This window comes from Pseudomonas sp. GW821-FHT09D08, assembly GCF_059416305.1.
The window spans coordinates 57,456-73,674 of record NZ_JBWKOX010000022.1; the positions used below are offsets into that span (position 1 = coordinate 57,456).

Annotated in this window: 17 protein-coding genes and 3 pseudogenes; 11 read left to right on the top strand and 9 right to left on the bottom strand. The window is 60.1% G+C overall.

Translation table 11 applies throughout. From position 1 onward, the window contains the following. Positions 1-2 precede the first annotated feature (2 nt). Genes folX through AC07OP_RS27005 form a run of 3 tightly spaced genes read left to right on the top strand, consistent with a single transcriptional unit; the run spans position 3 to position 1,028 of the window. Positions 3-374, top strand: a complete 372-nt coding sequence (gene folX, locus AC07OP_RS26995) for a dihydroneopterin triphosphate 2'-epimerase (protein ID WP_003194073.1) — start codon at positions 3-5, stop codon at positions 372-374. Positions 375-397: 23 nt separating this feature from the next. Next, positions 398-694, top strand: coding sequence for a DUF1244 domain-containing protein (locus tag AC07OP_RS27000; protein ID WP_065939008.1), 297 nt, complete (start codon positions 398-400; stop codon positions 692-694). Continuing rightward, a complete protein-coding gene (locus AC07OP_RS27005) occupies positions 687-1,028 on the top strand; it encodes a HopJ type III effector protein (RefSeq protein WP_027607645.1) in 342 nt (113 codons plus the stop codon). The genes AC07OP_RS27000 and AC07OP_RS27005 overlap by 8 nt, the downstream gene beginning before the upstream one ends. Before the next feature lie 102 nt (positions 1,029-1,130). On the opposite strand, the gene trxB is transcribed toward AC07OP_RS27005, so the two are convergent. Further along, positions 1,131-2,093, bottom strand: coding sequence for a thioredoxin-disulfide reductase (gene trxB / locus AC07OP_RS27010; protein WP_025858049.1), 963 nt, complete (start codon positions 2,091-2,093; stop codon positions 1,131-1,133). A 294-nt stretch (positions 2,094-2,387) separates the two neighbouring features. Here trxB and cysZ point away from each other — a divergent pair, with 294 nt between their 5' ends. After that, positions 2,388-3,152: a sulfate transporter CysZ gene (gene cysZ / locus AC07OP_RS27015; protein ID WP_027607646.1), complete on the top strand. Its 765-nt coding sequence runs from the start codon at positions 2,388-2,390 to the stop codon at positions 3,150-3,152. Between the two features lie 54 nt (positions 3,153-3,206). After that, positions 3,207-4,385: a glycosyltransferase family 4 protein gene (locus tag AC07OP_RS27020; protein WP_495102770.1), complete on the top strand. Its 1,179-nt coding sequence runs from the start codon at positions 3,207-3,209 to the stop codon at positions 4,383-4,385. Positions 4,386-5,221: 836 nt separating this feature from the next. Here AC07OP_RS27020 and AC07OP_RS27025 read toward each other — a convergent pair. The 7 genes from AC07OP_RS27025 to rplU form a co-directional block, all read right to left on the bottom strand. Beyond that, entirely contained in the window at positions 5,222-6,325 is a 1,104-nt protein-coding gene (locus tag AC07OP_RS27025) for an NADH:flavin oxidoreductase (protein WP_065925973.1), read from the bottom strand. A 194-nt stretch (positions 6,326-6,519) separates the two neighbouring features. Continuing rightward, on the bottom strand, positions 6,520-7,002 hold the full coding sequence (locus AC07OP_RS27030; protein ID WP_027607649.1) for a glutathione peroxidase: 483 nt from the start codon (positions 7,000-7,002) through the stop codon (positions 6,520-6,522). 101 nt (positions 7,003-7,103) lie between these two features. Further along, a complete protein-coding gene (locus AC07OP_RS27035) occupies positions 7,104-7,568 on the bottom strand; it encodes a CreA family protein (RefSeq protein ID WP_027607650.1) in 465 nt (154 codons plus the stop codon). Positions 7,569-7,584: 16 nt separating this feature from the next. Next, the gene (gene proB / locus AC07OP_RS27040) at positions 7,585-8,703 is read right to left on the bottom strand and encodes a glutamate 5-kinase (RefSeq protein ID WP_065939004.1); all 1,119 of its coding nucleotides are present in this window, start codon (positions 8,701-8,703) and stop codon (positions 7,585-7,587) included. A gap of 109 nt (positions 8,704-8,812) precedes the next feature. Next, positions 8,813-10,036, bottom strand: coding sequence for an Obg family GTPase CgtA (gene cgtA, locus AC07OP_RS27045; protein WP_015885843.1), 1,224 nt, complete (start codon positions 10,034-10,036; stop codon positions 8,813-8,815). A gap of 194 nt (positions 10,037-10,230) precedes the next feature. After that, positions 10,231-10,488 (bottom strand): 50S ribosomal protein L27, encoded by a 258-nt coding sequence (gene rpmA, locus AC07OP_RS27050; RefSeq protein WP_003176049.1) that lies wholly within the window; start codon positions 10,486-10,488, stop codon positions 10,231-10,233. A 34-nt stretch (positions 10,489-10,522) separates the two neighbouring features. Next, entirely contained in the window at positions 10,523-10,837 is a 315-nt protein-coding gene (gene rplU / locus AC07OP_RS27055; protein ID WP_003176051.1) for a 50S ribosomal protein L21, read from the bottom strand. Positions 10,838-11,076: 239 nt separating this feature from the next. On the opposite strand from rplU, the gene AC07OP_RS27060 reads away from it, so the two are divergent. From AC07OP_RS27060 to AC07OP_RS27070, 3 genes are all read left to right on the top strand, one after another. After that, positions 11,077-12,045 (top strand): polyprenyl synthetase family protein, encoded by a 969-nt coding sequence (locus tag AC07OP_RS27060; protein ID WP_027607652.1) that lies wholly within the window; start codon positions 11,077-11,079, stop codon positions 12,043-12,045. Positions 12,046-12,154: 109 nt separating this feature from the next. Next, positions 12,155-12,496: a zinc ribbon domain-containing protein YjdM gene (locus tag AC07OP_RS27065; protein WP_017254008.1), complete on the top strand. Its 342-nt coding sequence runs from the start codon at positions 12,155-12,157 to the stop codon at positions 12,494-12,496. Between the two features lie 159 nt (positions 12,497-12,655). After that, on the top strand, positions 12,656-12,913 hold the full coding sequence (locus tag AC07OP_RS27070; protein ID WP_003194088.1) for a PA4570 family protein: 258 nt from the start codon (positions 12,656-12,658) through the stop codon (positions 12,911-12,913). Positions 12,914-12,976: 63 nt separating this feature from the next. On the opposite strand, the gene bamJ is transcribed toward AC07OP_RS27070, so the two are convergent. Beyond that, complete coding sequence (gene bamJ, locus AC07OP_RS27075) at positions 12,977-13,594, bottom strand: BamJ family beta-barrel-assembly machinery protein (protein WP_115488641.1); 618 nt, start codon at positions 13,592-13,594, stop codon at positions 12,977-12,979. A 262-nt stretch (positions 13,595-13,856) separates the two neighbouring features. On the opposite strand from bamJ, the pseudogene AC07OP_RS27080 reads away from it, so the two are divergent. The 3 pseudogenes from AC07OP_RS27080 to AC07OP_RS27090 form a co-directional block, all read left to right on the top strand. Then, positions 13,857-14,654: pseudogene (locus tag AC07OP_RS27080) on the top strand (methyl-accepting chemotaxis protein); the annotation flags it as partial. Positions 14,655-14,774: 120 nt separating this feature from the next. Then, positions 14,775-14,921 (top strand): annotated as a pseudogene (locus tag AC07OP_RS27085) (HAMP domain-containing protein); the annotation flags it as partial. 261 nt (positions 14,922-15,182) lie between these two features. Continuing rightward, positions 15,183-15,776 (top strand): annotated as a pseudogene (locus tag AC07OP_RS27090) (methyl-accepting chemotaxis protein); the annotation flags it as partial. Positions 15,777-16,219: the final 443 nt, after the last annotated feature.

Sequence of the window (16,219 nt, forward strand, 5' to 3'; positions counted from 1 at the left end):
CAATGCCACAACTTCAACCAGGCATGGCGCGCATCCGGGTCAAGGACCTGTGCCTGCGCACCTTCATCGGTATCAATGAGGACGAAATCCTCAACAAGCAGGATGTGCTGATCAACCTGACCATCCTGTATGCCGCCCAGGAAGCCGTGCGCGACAACGACATCGACCACGCGCTGAACTACCGCACCATCACCAAGGCCATCATCGCCCACGTGGAAGGCAACCGCTTTGCCTTGCTGGAGCGCCTGACCCAGGAACTGCTGGACCTGGTGATGAGCAACGAATCGGTGCTGTACGCCGAAGTCGAAGTGGACAAGCCCCATGCGCTGCGCTTTGCCGAGTCGGTGTCGATTACCCTGGCGGCCAGCCGCTAACCCCTGAATTGTCAGTGAGCCCTATGAACGATCAACAACGCCTCGAACTCGAAGCCGCCGCCTTCCGCCGCCTGGTGGCGCACCTGGACAGCCGCAAGGATGTGCAGAACATCGACCTGATGAACCTCGCCGGTTTCTGCCGTAACTGCCTGTCCAAGTGGTACAAGGCCGAGGCCGACGAGCGCCAGATCGAGCTGAGCCTCGATGACGCCCGTGAAGTGGTGTACGGCATGCCGTACGCCGAGTGGAAAGCCCAATTCCAGCAAGAAGCCAGCGCCGAGCAACAGGCGGCGTTCGCCAAAGGAAAAACCCATGACTGATTTGAACACCCTGCGCGCCAGCCTCGACAGCGGCGCACACGTTTTTGCCGACACCCTGGCGTTTATCGCTGCCGGTTACGATTACCAGCCGCAGGCCTTCACCAACGGCGATGTGGAAAACGCTGCCGGGCAGAACGAAGGTTCGTGCAAGACCTTGGGCCTGGCGCTGCTGGAAGGCTTGAGCGACCAGGAAGCGCTGCTGGCGTTTGGCGAGCATTACCGCTCGGTGGTGGCCACGCCTGAGGGCAGTGACCATGGCAATATCCGCGCGTTGATTGCCCATGGGTTGGCAGGTGTGAAATTCGCCGCCCAGCCACTGACCCGCAAATCCTGAGTCAGATGCAGATCAAAATGTGGGAGAGGGCTTGTCCCTCCCAGATTTAAATTGCACCCATAAAAAAACCGGCCTCGTAGCCGGTTTTTTTATTTCAACAATTTAGAACGCAGCGTCCTTCAAACCGTCGAGGTAACGCTCGGCGTCCAGGGCCGCCATGCAACCGGCGCCGGCCGAGGTGATGGCCTGGCGGTAAACGTGATCGGCCACGTCGCCGGCAGCGAAGATGCCTTCGATGTTGGTCGCGGTGGCGTTGCCTTCACGACCGCCTTGCACCACCAGGTAACCGTCTTTGGCTTCCAGCACGCCTTCGAACAACGACGTGTTCGGGGTGTGGCCGATGGCGATGAACACGCCGTCGACTTTCAGCTCGTCGAAGCTGCCGTCGTTGTTTTTCAGGCGAGCGCCGGTCACACCCATGTTGTCGCCCAGGACTTCATCCAGGGTGGCGTTGAGCTTGAGAATGATCTTGCCTTCGGCGACACGGGCGTGCAGCTTGTCGATCAGGATCTTCTCGGCGCGGAACGTCTCGCGGCGGTGAACCAGGGTCACGGTGCTGGCGATGTTGGCCAGGTACAGCGCCTCTTCCACGGCCGTGTTGCCGCCACCGACCACGGCGACCGGCTTGTTGCGGTAGAAGAACCCGTCACAGGTGGCGCAAGCGGAAACGCCCTTGCCCATGAACGCTTCTTCCGATGGCAGGCCCAGGTAGCGAGCGCTGGCACCGGTGGCGATGATCAGTGCGTCGCAGGTGTAGACGCCGCTGTCGCCGGTGAGGCTGTAAGGCTTCTTGGAGAAGTCGACCTTGTTGATGTGATCAAACACGATCTCGGTTTCAAAGCGCTCGGCGTGTTCTTTCATACGCTCCATCAGCACCGGGCCGGTCAGGCCGTGGACATCGCCCGGCCAGTTGTCGACTTCAGTGGTGGTGGTCAACTGACCGCCCGCCTGCATGCCGGTGATCAGCAGCGGCTTGAGGTTGGCCCGGGCAGCGTAGACGGCAGCGCTGTAACCGGCAGGGCCGGAACCGAGAATAATCACTCGCGAATGACGGGTATCAGACATGACTCACTCCTATCGACCGCCCGGACTACAAGACGGCTGGAATAAAAAAGGGACCACGAAGCACTTGGGGAAGGCTTTAACTCGCAGGCCCTGAAAAATAATGGGTGCAGCGTATCGAGGGGGGCAAGATTAAGGAAATACGGAATAACAATCCAGCTCATAGGCGGTCTCTATGCAGTCAGGCCGATTAATCGACGCCTTTGTTACCGTTGATGTCGTCACACCGACCACGCTTTCGCCTTGAAGGCAAAGCCGGTAAGGTCGGCGCGTTCGTCATCCTGCTCGGAGTTCTCCATGCCCGCCCCTGTTCTTTCCGGCCCGCAATACCTGCGTGAAGGCCTCAAACTGGTGCTGAGCCCCGGCCTGCGCCTGTTTGTACTGCTGCCGCTGGCGATCAACCTGGTGCTGTTCGTCGGCTTGATCTACTTTGCCGGCCATCAGTTCAGCCTGTGGGTCGACCACTTGATGCCGACCCTGCCCGGCTGGCTGAGCTTTCTGAATTACCTGCTATGGCCGCTGTTTGTGGTGCTGGTGGTGCTGATGGTGTTTTTCACCTTCACCATGCTCGCCAATATCATCGCGGCACCGTTCAATGGCTTTCTTTCCGAGAAAGTCGAAGTGGTGGTACGGGGTACCGATGACTTCCCGGCCTTCAGCTGGGGCGAACTGATTGAAATGGTTCCGCGTACCCTGGCCCGGGAAATGCGCAAACTGGGCTATTTCCTGCCTCGGGCCATCGGCCTGTTTATCCTGTCGTTCATTCCGGTGGTCAACCTGATCGCCGCGCCACTGTGGTTGTTGTTCGGCGTGTGGATGATGGCGATCCAATACATCGACTACCCGGCCGATAACCACAAGCTGGGCTGGAACGAAATGCTCGCCTGGCTGCGCCAGAAGCGCTGGCAGAGCATGAGCTTCGGCGGCATCGTCTACCTGGTGCTGCTGGTGCCGGTGGTCAACCTGTTGATGATGCCGGCGGCAGTGGCCGGGGCGACCTTGTTCTGGGTGCGCGAACAGGGCGCCGAGGCCATGGCGACGCCGAAAGTGGCCAAGTCATAAATCCATCATCTGCATGACACAATGGCGACATGGCCCATAGCGACACTGTGGGTCATGACGACAGCTTCGCTCCACATCACTCTCATCACCGAAACCTTCCCGCCAGAGATCAACGGGGTGGCCAATACCCTTGGCCGCCTGTGCGAAGGTTTGCGCGCGCGCGGCCATCAAGTCGAACTGGTCCGCCCGCGCCAGGGCGCCGATGCAAGCCGGCCCAGCGATGATGGCTTGCTGCTCTGCCGTGGCTGGCCGCTGCCGGGTTACCCAGGCCTGCAATGGGGCCAGTCGTCGATGCACAAGTTGCTGCGCCGTTGGACCCGCCAGCGCCCGGACGTACTGTATATCGCCACTGAAGGGCCGCTGGGGCTGTCGGCGCTGCGGGCGGCACGGCGCCTGGGAATCAGCGTGGTCAGCGGTTTTCACACCAATTTCCAGCAGTACTCCAACCAGTACGGCCTGAGCCTGTTAAGCCGCATGGTCACGCACTACCTGCGCTGGTTTCATAACCGTTCGACCTTGACCCTGGTGCCCAGCGCCAGCCAACGCCTGGAACTGGAGCGTCGGCATTTCGAGCGCCTGGGGATGCTGGCGCGCGGGGTGGACAGCCAGTTATTCCACCCGGCCAAGCGTGACAACGCACTACGGGAAAGCTGGGGCCTGGAAAACGACGATATTGCCGTGCTGCACGTGGGGCGCCTGGCCCAGGAGAAAAACCTCGGGCTGCTCAAGCGCTGCTTTGACGCGCTGCAGGCAACTTATCCACAGCGTCGGCTGAAGCTGATCATCGTCGGCGATGGCCCGCAACGCCCGATGCTCGAGCGCGACCTGCCCGACGCGGTGTTCTGCGGCACCCAGCGCGGCGAAGAACTGGCGCGGCATTACGCATCAGGGGATGTGTTCCTGTTCCCCAGCCTGACCGAAACCTTCGGCAATGTGGTGCTCGAAGCCATGGCCTCCGGGCTGGGTGTGGTGGCGTACGACCAGGCGGCGGCGACCCAGCATATCCGCCATGGTTACAACGGTGTGCTGGCCATGCCGGGTGATGAGGACGCGTTCTGCGATGCGGCCAGATGGTTGCTGGAAGACAGCGAACATTTGCGCAGGGCCCGCCTCAATGCACGCCAACATGCGAGCCGCCAGGGCTGGCCGGCGATTATCGAGCAGTTCGAGAACCAGTTACGCGATGTGTGCGCAGAACATTTGGCAGCTCCAATACTGCCTGACATTCGTTGAACGCTCTACGAATGACGTAGGCCAATTCCCCGCCCTGCCTGCCTACCCCTTGAATATTGGTTTCAACGGTAGGAATCCCTGCCTGAGACTGCCTGAATCGGCACGCCACAACAGGATATTTCCGGAACGTCGAGGGAATTATCGCCACTTATATGGCACCTGCCGCAAGAGGGGTGTCTTCCTGTGAAACACACTCGAACGAGGCAGGTCATTCATGCTGAAAAACTAATAGAGAGCACTATGTCGACACTGATAAATGGATCAATGGCGCTGAGATTCCAACCATTCACCCCATCCGGAAGCGGTCACAACCACCAGAACCACGCAAACACTGGCTGGAACCGCCCGCAACCTTCGCGCCCGCAAAACAACTGGCAAACGGCGCAGAATGACTGGCAACGCCCATCGCACAACCATGACAACCGCCCGCAGTCCACACGCCCGCAAAACGCCTGGCGGCCGGCGCAGAACGACTGGCAACGCCCACTGCACAACCCTGACAACCGCCCACAGTCCACACACCCGCAAAACGCCTGGCAACCGGCGCAGAACGCCTGGCAACGCCCGCAGCCCACTGACGGCCTCCCACGACCTGGCGGTACGCGCCCAAACCAGGAGCAATGTTCCGTCAGGCCACCTCAATGGGCACGTTCCGACCAGACGGACAGCACTTCTAGCTTTAACCAATATGGACCAAGGACAAGGCAATAAGCATTGAGGCGAATGATGGTCTGAACACAAGCGGAAGGCCGGGTACTCAATACCCGGCCTTTCGCCTGAAACAGCTAAACCTTCACGCTCAGCCGTCGATAGTGACCGCAGGCCTGGGCTCCCCCCTACACCAGGGTCGTCAACGCCTCGCGACTGAACGGCAGAATGTCGCCTTCACGACCTTCACGCACCTTCACGGCCCAATCCGGATCTACCAGCAGCGCACGGCCAACAGCGACCAAGTCGAACTCGTCGTTGTTCAAGCGCTCCAGCAGTTTTTCCAGACTGGCCGGTTGGGCGACCTTGTCGGTATTGACCATGAACTGCAGGAATTCGCCATCCAGGCCGACACTGCCCACGGTGATCGTCGGTTTACCCGTGAGTTGGCGGGTCCAGCCGGCGAGGTTGAGGTCGGAACCTTCGAACTCCGGCTCCCAGAAACGGCGGGTGGAGCAGTGGAAAATATCCACACCGGCATCAGACAACGGCTTGAGGAATTCACCCAACGCCTCGGGGGTTTGCACCAGGCGTGCGGTGTAGTCCTGCTGCTTCCATTGGGAGAAACGCAAGATGATCGGGAAGTCCGGGCCGACGGCGGCGCGGGTGGCCTGGATCAACTCGATGGCAAAGCGCGAACGGTTGGCCAGGCTGCCGCCGTATTCGTCGGTGCGCTGGTTGCTGCCTTCCCAGAAGAACTGGTCGACCAGGTAGCCATGGGCGCCATGGATTTCCACGCCGTCCATGCCGATGCCCTGGGCATCCTTGGCGGCTTGGGCGAACGCGGCAATGACATCCTTGATGTCCTGGGTGGTCATGCCGTGGACGACCACGTTGCCATCCTTGAGTTTTTCCATCGGGCCGTAGGCCGGCACACTGGCGTCAGGCTCGGTACCGATGCGGCGCACACTGCCCACGTGCCAGAGCTGCGGGACAATCTTGCCACCTTCGGCGTGCACGGCATCGACGACCTTCTTCCAGCCGGCCAGCGCCGCCTCGCCGTAGAAATGCGGGACATTCGGGTAGCCGTTGGAGGCCGGGTGACCGACCACGGTGCCTTCGGTAATGATCAGGCCCACGCCGGCAGCGGCACGGCGGCGGTAGTACTCGATGACCTTGGAATCAGGCACGCCACCGGGGGAAAACGAACGGGTCATCGGCGCCATGACTACACGGGTCGACAGCTGCAGTGCACCGAGCTGGAACGGTTTGAACAAGGCTTGGACAGGCATGGGAGCACTCCGCGGAAGACGAGGTTTATGATGCGGATAATATGAGGAGTGCAGCGTGCCGAATAGCACTATTGATTTGGGTGATTAAGGGGTATGAAAGCAGCGGCTAGCTGCAGGTTTAAAGCTGCAAGAGCCGCGCATGTGCTTCTACTTGCAGCTTCAAGCTTACAACTTGAAGCTGCACCGGCAGGTGTTCAACTCAGGGCTTTTTCGATGGCCTGCACGACCGTCGGATCATCCGGTGCAGTGCGCGGCGAGAATCGCGCGAGGACCCGGCCATCCTTGCCCAGCAGGAATTTCTCGAAATTCCAGGTGATATCCCCTGGAAACTCGGCGCCCTCGCCCGCCAGCAACCGGTACAGTTGGTGACGCTCAGGGCCGTTCACATCGAGCTTGCTGCCCAGGGGGAAGGTCACGCCGTAGTTCAGGCTGCAGAACTCGCGGATTTCTTCCTCGGTGCCCGGCTCCTGGCCTGCAAACTGATTGCACGGCAGGCCAAGCACGGTAAATCCCTGGTCCTTGTACTGCTGATATAGGTTTTCCAACGCCGCGTACTGCGGGGTCAAGCCACATTTGGAGGCTACGTTGACCACCAGCACAACGTGTCCCTTGAAGGGCGCCAGCGGCAGCTCTTGTCCGTCCAAAGCTTTGAGTTTCAGGTCGTGGAAAGCACTCATGACGAACTCCAGATTTCCCATGTTCTTAGCAAAGCAGCGCTTCGAGATTACAACCCGCAAGCCTGCAATCATAGACGCCGATTGCAAAACTCGCCTGCGGATTACTGAGCGGTCGGCCACGGCAGAATAGGAATCGCCGTCACCGCGTTCTGCGGGCTGCCTTCAATCAAGCGGTCACTGTAGACCAGGTACACCAGGGTATTGCGCTTCTTGTCGAGGAAACGCACCACCTGCATGGTCTTGAACACCAGCGAGGTACGTTCCTTGAACACTTCGTCGCCGTCCTTGAGCTCGCCCTTGAAGCGAATCGGGCCGACCTGACGGCAGGCGATCGAGGCTTCGGCACGGTCTTCGGCCAAGCCCAGGCCACCTTTCACGCCGCCGGTCTTGGCGCGCGACAAATAGCAGGTCACGCCGTCGACCTTGGGGTCATCGAACGCTTCGACCACAATCCGGTCGTTGGGGCCGACAAACTTGAACACCGTCGACACCTGGCCAACTTCTTCGGCCGAAGCCAGCAGCGGCAGGGCCAGCAGCAGGCCGAGCAATCCCTTCATCACGCGCATCGTGTATTCCCTTTGTTTAGACCAGGATCAGGTTATCGCGGTGAACCAGTTCCGGTTCCGCCATGTAACCCAAGAGTCCGACAATCGCGTCAGACGATTGTCCGATAATTTTCTGCGCTTCCAGGGCGCTGTAATTGGCCAGGCCCCGGGCGATCTCACGACCGTCAGGCGCCACGCATACCACCATCTCGCCACGGCGGAAGCTGCCCTGCACCAACTTGACGCCCACCGGCAGCAGGCTCTTGTTGCCCTGGGACAACGCCGACACCGCGCCATCGTCGAGCACCAGGGTGCCACGGGTTTGCAAGTGCCCAGCCAGCCATTGCTTGCGCGCCGCGAGCATGCCGCGTTCGGGCGACAGCAACGTACCGATGCGCTCACCCGCCTTGAGGCGATCCAGCACACGCTCCAGGCGCCCACCGACGATGATGGTGTGGGCCCCGGAACGTGCTGCCAGGCGCGCTGCGCGCAACTTGGTCTGCATGCCGCCACGGCCCAGGGCACCGCCAACGCTGCCGGCCACGGCGTCGAGCGCCGGATCATCGGCGCGCGCTTCGTAGATCAGTTGGGCATCGGGGTTGTGGCGTGGGTCGGCGTCGAACATGCCGTCGCGGTCGGTGAGGATCACCAGCAGGTCGGCCTCCACCAGGTTGGCCACCAACGCGGCCAGGGTGTCGTTGTCACCGAAACGGATTTCGTCGGTGACCACGGTGTCGTTCTCGTTGATCACCGGGATGACCTTGAGTTCCACCAGCGCACGCAAGGTGCTGCGGGCATTGAGGTAGCGCTTGCGGTCGGACAGGTCATCGTGGGTCAGCAGGATCTGCGCCGTGTGGCGGCCATGCTCGGCAAAGCTGGATTCCCAGGCTTGCACCAGGCCCATCTGGCCGATGGCGGCGGCGGCTTGCAGCTCATGCATCGCGCTGGGTCGCGCGGTCCAGCCGAGGCGGCTCATCCCGGCGGCAACTGCCCCGGACGACACCAGCACCAACTCGACACCTGCTTCATGCAAGGCCACCATCTGCTCGACCCAGACGCTCATGGCTGCACGATCCAGGCCTTTGCCATCTGCCGTCAGCAGCGCACTTCCGATCTTTACGACCCAGCGCTGCGCACCTGTCACTTTGCTCCGCATCATCTTCAACCTTAGATTGAGGGCCGCGCGACCCAGCGCCGCCCATAACGTTATACCCGGATACCAAAACGCCGCTCCTGGGAGCGGCGTTCAAGTTTATCGCAACGGATCAGTCGCGCACGTAAATGATTTCCGGACCGTCTTCGTCATCCACGTCTTCTTCGTCCCAATCATCGTCGCCGATGTCATGGACCGACTTCACGCCGCTGCGGCGCAGGGCACGCTGGTCGTCCAGGGCCTGCAACTGGGCACGGGCCTCGTCTTCGATCTGCTGATCGAGTTCGGCGAGTTCGGCCTTGAATACCGGGTCGGCCGCCAGACGGTCGGCACGGTCTTCCAGGTAGCGCATGATGTCGCGGGTCAGGCGCTCGGTGCCTTCTTTGGCGATCGCCGAGATCACGTAGACCGGACCGGTCCATTCCAGGCGATCGACGATTTCCTTGACGCGCTCCTCGTGCTCTTCTTCGAGGATCTGGTCGCATTTGTTCAGCACCAACCAGCGATCACGCTCGGCCAGGGCCGGGCTGAACTTGGTCAGTTCGCTGACGATCACTTCGGCGGCGTCCGGTGCACTGGTGTCATCCAAGGGCGCCATGTCGACGAGGTGCAGCAGCAAACGGGTACGGGACAAATGCTTGAGGAAGCGAATCCCCAGGCCTGCACCGTCGGAAGCCCCTTCGATCAGGCCGGGAATGTCGGCGATCACAAAGCTTTTCCAGCGGTCGACGCTGACCACGCCCAGGTTTGGCACCAGGGTGGTGAACGGGTAGTCGGCGACTTTCGGCTTGGCGGCCGACACCGAGCGGATGAAGGTACTTTTGCCGGCGTTCGGCAGGCCCAGCAGGCCCACGTCAGCCAGTACCTTCATTTCCAGCTTCAGGTCGCGCTGCTCGCCCGGCTTGCCCGGCGTGGTCTGGCGCGGTGCACGATTGGTACTGGACTTGAATCGGGTGTTACCCAGACCGTGCCAGCCGCCTTGTACAACCATCAGTTTCTGGCCGGCCTTGGTCAGGTCGCCAATCACTTCCTGGGTCGCGGAGTCGATGATCGTGGTGCCGACCGGTACGCGCAGTACCAGGTCTTCACCTTTTTTACCGGTGCAGTCGGTGCTGCCGCCGTTGGAGCCACGCTCGGCATCGAAATGCCGGGTGTAACGGTAGTCCACCAGGGTGTTGAGATTTTCGTCGGCCATCATGTAGATGGAACCGCCGTCACCGCCGTCACCGCCGTTGGGGCCACCGTTTTCGATGAATTTTTCGCGACGGAAACTCATGCAACCGTTACCGCCGTCGCCTGCTTTTACTCGGATGGAAACTTCATCAACGAACTTCATAACAAAACGCCTCTCGCCGCACGGACGAGCTTAAGAAACCAAGACATAAGACTCTTGCAAAAATGAGCGCAGCGACCTCAATCAACAGCCGCAAATCCAGCTGCTTGAGCCCATTACAAACAGCTTTGCAAGAGACTCACTCCACAAACGAAAAAGCCCCGTCGCAAGACAGGGCTTTTCCAGCGATCGCGCAATTAAGCGGCGACAACGCTCACGTAACGGCGGTTGAACGCGCCTTTTACTTCAAACTTGATCACGCCTTCGATTTTCGCGAAGAGGGTGTGATCTTTACCCATGCCAACACCGTAACCGGCGTGGAATTGGGTGCCGCGCTGACGCACGATGATGTTGCCCGGAATGATTTTCTGGCCGCCATACATCTTAACGCCAAGGCGTTTGGCTTCTGAGTCGCGACCGTTACGGGTACTACCACCAGCTTTTTTGTGTGCCATGAGTCAATTCTCCTAGTGAGGAATTAGGCTGAAATTAAGCCTGAATACCGGTGATTTTGATCTCGGTGTACCACTGGCGGTGGCCCATACGCTTCATGTGGTGCTTACGACGACGGAACTTGATGATGCGGACTTTATCGTGACGACCTTGGGAGATCACTTCAGCCACAACGGTAGCGCCAGCAACAACTGGAGCGCCGATGTTCACGTCATCGCCATTGGCGACCAACAGAACGCGATCAAAGGTAACGGATTCGCCGGTTGCGATTTCCAGTTTTTCGATCTTCAGGTATTCACCTGGGGCGACCTTGTATTGCTTGCCACCAGTAACAATTACTGCGTACGACATGGTATTTCTCCGATAATCCTGCTCACCCAGCGCTTTATAAGAAGAGGTATTGGCTGGCATGGCTGCATGGGATGGACGTCCCGAATGCAATTGCGTAAGGCAGGTGCTGCCCAGGAAGTTCAGGGTGCGCGATTGTACGCAAGGTAAATGGGTGTTGCAAGTGGCCGTCTATCGCGCCTTGACACCCGGGGGTCAGGGTCCTAGCATGCCGCGCAACCCTTCTGGAGCGACTGTCGCTGATGCAACCCCAAGCTTTCTACCGCGCGGTCGCGGACGATTTTAGCGCCGTCGACGGCATCATCAAGCAGCAGCTGACGTCTAAAGTGCCGCTGGTCTCCAAAATTGGCGACTACATTACGTCGGCGGGCGGTAAACGCCTGCGTCCTTTATTAGTGCTGCTGTGTGGCAAGGCCCTGGGCCGCGAAGGCGATGACCTGCGCCTGCTGGCCGCCACCATCGAATTCCTGCACACCGCGACCCTGCTGCATGACGACGTGGTCGACATGTCCGGCATGCGCCGTGGCCGCGAGACCGCCAATGCGATGTGGGGCAATGCCCCGAGCGTGCTGGTGGGCGACTTCCTGTACTCGCGCTCGTTCGAAATGATGGTCGAGCTCGGCTCGATGCCTGTGATGAAGATTCTTTCCCAGGCCACGCGCATCATCGCTGAAGGCGAAGTGCTGCAGCTGTCCAAGGTTCGCGACGCCAGCACCACCGAAGAAACCTATATGGAAGTGATTCGCGGCAAGACCGCGATGCTCTTCGAAGCCTCCACACACAGTGCCGCCGCGCTCTGTGGCGCGACCGCCGAGCAGGCCGAAGCCCTGCGAACCTTCGGTGATCACCTGGGCGTGGCATTCCAGCTGGTGGACGACCTGCTCGACTACCGTGGCGATGCAGAGACCCTGGGCAAGAACGTCGGCGACGACCTGGCCGAAGGCAAACCGACCTTGCCGCTGATCTACACCATGCGCGAAGGCACGCCGGAACAGGCGGCTCTGGTGCGCAAGGCGATCCAGAAAGGCGGGATCGAAGACCTGGAGGCCATCCGCGCTGCCGTGGAAGCGTCCGGTTCCCTGGAGTACACCGCGCAACTGGCGCGTGACTACGTGGCCCGTGCGATCCAGTGCCTGCAAGCCCTGCCGGCCAGCGAGTACCGGGATGCCCTGGTTGAGCTGAGTGAGTTTGCGGTCGCGCGTACTCACTAAGACATACCTGCAAGCCCCCTCTCACATTTGGATTTCATACAGCCTGCAACATCACAAAACCCTATATAATGTGCGACTTTTAGTCATCCCTGAATCTCAAGGAGCTTTAGTGAGCACGTTGCCACCCTGCCCGAAATGCAATTCCGAATACACCTATGAAGACGGCGCCCAGCTGATCTGCCCGGAATGCGCCCATGAGTGGTCCGCCAATGGCGAGGCCGAAGCAGCCGGCGATGAAACCGTGAAGAAAGACTCTGTGGGCAACGTCCTGCAGGATGGCGACACCATCACCGTGATCAAAGACCTCAAGGTCAAGGGTACGTCCCTGGTCGTGAAGGTCGGCACCAAGGTCAAGAACATCCGCCTGTGCGACGGCGACCACGATATCGATTGCAAGATCGACGGTATCGGCCCGATGAAACTCAAGTCGGAGTTCGTGCGCAAAGTCTGAACCTGCTGGATCCATCCCGCGCCCGCGCGGGATGGCTTTTTGCCCTCCCCGTTGACCCCTCGCAATATCCACACAGAAAAACCAGGAAACTGCCAATAGGCACTTGCTATTCTACGAATAAGAATTATTCTCATTGAAACCCATCAAGGAGATGTACCCATGACTTATTTGATAGATGCCTGGCTCGACCGCCCACACCCTTACCTGCGCATCCTTCATCGGGAAACCGGCGAAGTCTGTGCGGTGCTGGAAGAAGAAGCGCTGAATGAATTGCAGGATCAGGGTGACCTGGACGTCAACGGCCTGAGTTCGAGTGAACCAGGAGTGCTCAAGGAAGTGGTGCGTAATCTGTTTCTGTTCTGCTATGCCCGAGCGTTGCGCCCGGCGACGGAGCTCAATGGCAAGTTCCATCCATGAACACACCGGCAAGACACTGTGGGAACGAACGGCCCCGTTCCCACAGGTAAGCAGCAGCAGGTCTTACAGAACGTCGAGCAGTTCGACGTCGAATACCAGCACGCTGTGCGGCGGAATGCTGCCAACGCCTTGAGCGCCGTAAGCCAGTTCGCTCGGCACGTACAGGCGCCATTTGCTGCCGGCATTCATCAGTTGCAGGGCTTCGGTCCAGCCGGCGATTACGCCACCCACCGGGAATTCTGCAGGCTGGCCACGCTCGTAGGAGCTGTCGAACACCGTGCCGTCGATCAGGGTGCCGTGATAGTGAGTGCGCACCTGGTCTTCACGGGTGGGCTTGGCGCCATCACCGGCCGTCAGCACTTCAAATTGCAGGCCGGAAGCCAGGGTGGTGATGCCCTCACGCTTGGCGTTTTCAGCCAGGAACGCCAGGCCAGCGCCGGCAGCGGCTTCAGCCTTGGCAGCGGCCTCGGCTTGCATGATTTCGCGGATGACCTTGAAGCTGGCAGCCATTTGCTCCTGGTCAACACGGCTTGGTTTGCCGGCGAATGCGTCGGTCAGGCCAGCCAGGATCGCGTCCAGGCTCACACCCGGTGGCGGGTTGTCACGCAGTTGGTCGCCCAACTGACGGCCGATACCGTAGCTGACGCGGGTTTCGTCGGTGGACAGATTAACTTCGGACATGAAGAGGCTCCGCTGTAGGGCAGCACTGGAAACAGTGATGTGCGCGCCGCCCTGAACTAAAAGGGCCAGCAGACTAGCACACAAGACCTGCTGGTGATGAGCCCCCCACCGCGGCACGGCACCGGGATCGCGACCCTTCGTCGCACGCGCAATAAAAGCGCTTCAGATTCAACCCTCCCCGCCGATACAGCGCTACACACTTTGGCTGGCTCAAACAACAACACCGTCCAGCAGACAAAAAATCACCTTCGCGGAGCATTCGATGAACAGCTGGTTCGGTAACATCAGCGTCAACCTCAAACTGGGCCTGGGCTTTGGCCTGGTACTGGTTCTCACCTCGATCCTGGCCTTCACCGGCTGGACCAGCCTGGGCAGCCTGATCGACCGCAGTAACTGGATGAGCGACATTACCCAGCTCAACGCGTCGCTGACCAAACTGCGCATCGTGCGCCTGCAATACATGTTGGCCAACGGTGATGAAGCCGTGGCGCAGAACGTGCAGACCAGCCTGGATGCCTTTGCTGCCCAGCAACAGAAACTCCTGGACAGCTTCAAGAGCCCGGAAAACGTCAAGCTGCTCAACGAGCAGAAAGCCATCATCACGGCTTATCAGCAATCCCTGAACAAAATGCGCGAGGCTTACCGTAACGGCAACGCTGCTCGCCAGGTCATGGGGGACAAGGCCGATATCGCCAACGCCCAGATCGATGCGCTGGACACCAGCGTGCAGCAGATACCCGACAGCCCGGAGCGCTTCACTCAGTTCCAGGCGGTGACCAACGCCAAGCAGGCGTTCCAGTTGGCCCGCTACGAAGTGCGTGGCTACACCAACAACGTCAACCCGGACACCGAAGCCCGCGCTGCGGCACAAATCGAGAAAGCCATCGGCGGCTTGAAAGGCCTCAGTGTCGCATTCGGCGCCAGCCAGCAAAGCGCGCTGAGCGCCCTGGAAACCGCCCTGGGCGCCTATCGCACAGCCGTTCAAAACTACAAGACGGCCAACGCCAATATCGTGGCTGCCCGTGCCGAAATGACCACCCAAGGCGCCGATATCGTCACCATCAGCGACAAGCTGTATGACATCCAGCTGGATCGTCGCGACGCCGAAAGCGCCCAGGCCCGCAGCCTGCAGCTGATCAGCACGTTGCTGGCACTGCTGGTCGGTATCATCGCGGCACTGGTGATCACCCGCCAGATCACCCGCCCACTGCAGGAAACCCTGGCTGTGGTTGAGCGCATCGCCTCCGGCGACCTGAGCCACAATATCCAGGTCACCCGTCGCGATGAACTGGGCGTACTGCAACAAGGCATCCAGCGCATGGGCACCACCTTGCGTGAACTGATCAGCGGGATTCGCGACGGCGTGACCCAGATCGCCAGTGCCGCCGAAGAGTTGTCGGCCGTCACCGAGCAGACCAGCGCCGGTGTGAACAGCCAGAAGATCGAGACCGATCAGGTCGCCACGGCAATGCACGAAATGACCGCCACCGTGCAGGAAGTCGCACGCAACGCCGAGCAAGCCTCTCTGGCCGCCGCCGACGCTGACGGCCAGGCCCGAGCAGGCGATAAAGTGGTGGCCGAGGCCATCGCCCAGATCGAACGCCTGGCCGCCGAAGTGGAGCGTTCCACCGACGCCATGGCGCACCTGCAACAAGAGAGCAACAAGATCGGCAGCGTGATGGACGTGATCAAGGCGGTGGCCGAACAGACCAACCTGCTCGCGCTCAACGCAGCGATCGAAGCGGCGCGTGCCGGTGAAGCCGGTCGTGGCTTTGCCGTGGTCGCCGACGAAGTGCGCGGCCTGGCCCAGCGCACGCAGAAATCCACCGAAGAAATCGAAGGCCTGGTCGCCGGTTTGCAGAACGGCACCCAGCAAGTCGCCAACGTGATGAACAACAGCCGCAGCCTCACCGACAGCAGTGTCGAACTGACGCGTAAGGCCGGCGTGTCCCTGGAAAACATCACCCGCACGGTGTCGAACATCCAGTCCATGAACCAGCAGATCGCCGCTGCCGCCGAGGAACAAAGCGCCGTGGCCGAAGAGATCAGCCGCAGCATCGTGAATGTGCGTGATGTGTCCGAGCAGACCGCCACCGCGAGCAATGAAACGGCGAAATCGAGCGTGGAACTGGCGCGTTTGGGTAGCCAGTTGCAGCAGATGGTCAGTCACTTCCGGGTGTAAGAAATCAAAAAGCCGCCTCGGCATATACCGAGGCGGCTCCACCTCTCAGACGTTAGCAGTCATCGAAGCTGTCCCGCAGGAACTTCCATACGTGATAAGCACGTAGGCAGTTCACTACGAGGTTCCATGTACGTCGTGCAAACCTAGACATACTCGGCCCTCCGTGAGTTGGGCCTTACCTCCAGCACACTTACCGGAACATGTGGGCCTTTGGACGCACGTCAGTGCTCCTGTGAGGCGGCTGGGTTGATGGTCCTCCCGCATTAATCCGGCACGGATTGCAAGCCCGTGGCAGTCGGTCCAAAATTTGCGCGCGAACCCAGCCAACCTTCCTCACGATGAACACAGAACGCGGGTGATGCTAGCTCAGCCATCTACGCCAAGGTGTTACAAGTAACAACTAATCGCCCTCAAAAGTTGTTGCTGTTCTTTGCAATTGAAAA

Coding starts and splice junctions, on each gene's coding strand:
- AC07OP_RS27020 (WP_495102770.1), top strand. CDS start 3,207: ATGACGACAGCTTCGCTCCACATCACTCTCATCACCGAAACCTTCCCG.
- bamJ (WP_115488641.1), bottom strand. CDS start 13,594: ATGTCCGAAGTTAATCTGTCCACCGACGAAACCCGCGTCAGCTACGGT.
- cysZ (WP_027607646.1), top strand. CDS start 2,388: ATGCCCGCCCCTGTTCTTTCCGGCCCGCAATACCTGCGTGAAGGCCTC.
- rpmA (WP_003176049.1), bottom strand. CDS start 10,488: ATGGCACACAAAAAAGCTGGTGGTAGTACCCGTAACGGTCGCGACTCA.
- AC07OP_RS27005 (WP_027607645.1), top strand. CDS start 687: ATGACTGATTTGAACACCCTGCGCGCCAGCCTCGACAGCGGCGCACAC.
- trxB (WP_025858049.1), bottom strand. CDS start 2,093: ATGTCTGATACCCGTCATTCGCGAGTGATTATTCTCGGTTCCGGCCCT.
- cgtA (WP_015885843.1), bottom strand. CDS start 10,036: ATGAAGTTCGTTGATGAAGTTTCCATCCGAGTAAAAGCAGGCGACGGC.
- rplU (WP_003176051.1), bottom strand. CDS start 10,837: ATGTCGTACGCAGTAATTGTTACTGGTGGCAAGCAATACAAGGTCGCC.
- folX (WP_003194073.1), top strand. CDS start 3: ATGCCACAACTTCAACCAGGCATGGCGCGCATCCGGGTCAAGGACCTG.
- AC07OP_RS27025 (WP_065925973.1), bottom strand. CDS start 6,325: ATGCCTGTCCAAGCCTTGTTCAAACCGTTCCAGCTCGGTGCACTGCAG.
- AC07OP_RS27060 (WP_027607652.1), top strand. CDS start 11,077: ATGCAACCCCAAGCTTTCTACCGCGCGGTCGCGGACGATTTTAGCGCC.
- AC07OP_RS27000 (WP_065939008.1), top strand. CDS start 398: ATGAACGATCAACAACGCCTCGAACTCGAAGCCGCCGCCTTCCGCCGC.
- AC07OP_RS27070 (WP_003194088.1), top strand. CDS start 12,656: ATGACTTATTTGATAGATGCCTGGCTCGACCGCCCACACCCTTACCTG.
- AC07OP_RS27035 (WP_027607650.1), bottom strand. CDS start 7,568: ATGCGCGTGATGAAGGGATTGCTCGGCCTGCTGCTGGCCCTGCCGCTG.
- AC07OP_RS27030 (WP_027607649.1), bottom strand. CDS start 7,002: ATGAGTGCTTTCCACGACCTGAAACTCAAAGCTTTGGACGGACAAGAG.
- proB (WP_065939004.1), bottom strand. CDS start 8,703: ATGCGGAGCAAAGTGACAGGTGCGCAGCGCTGGGTCGTAAAGATCGGA.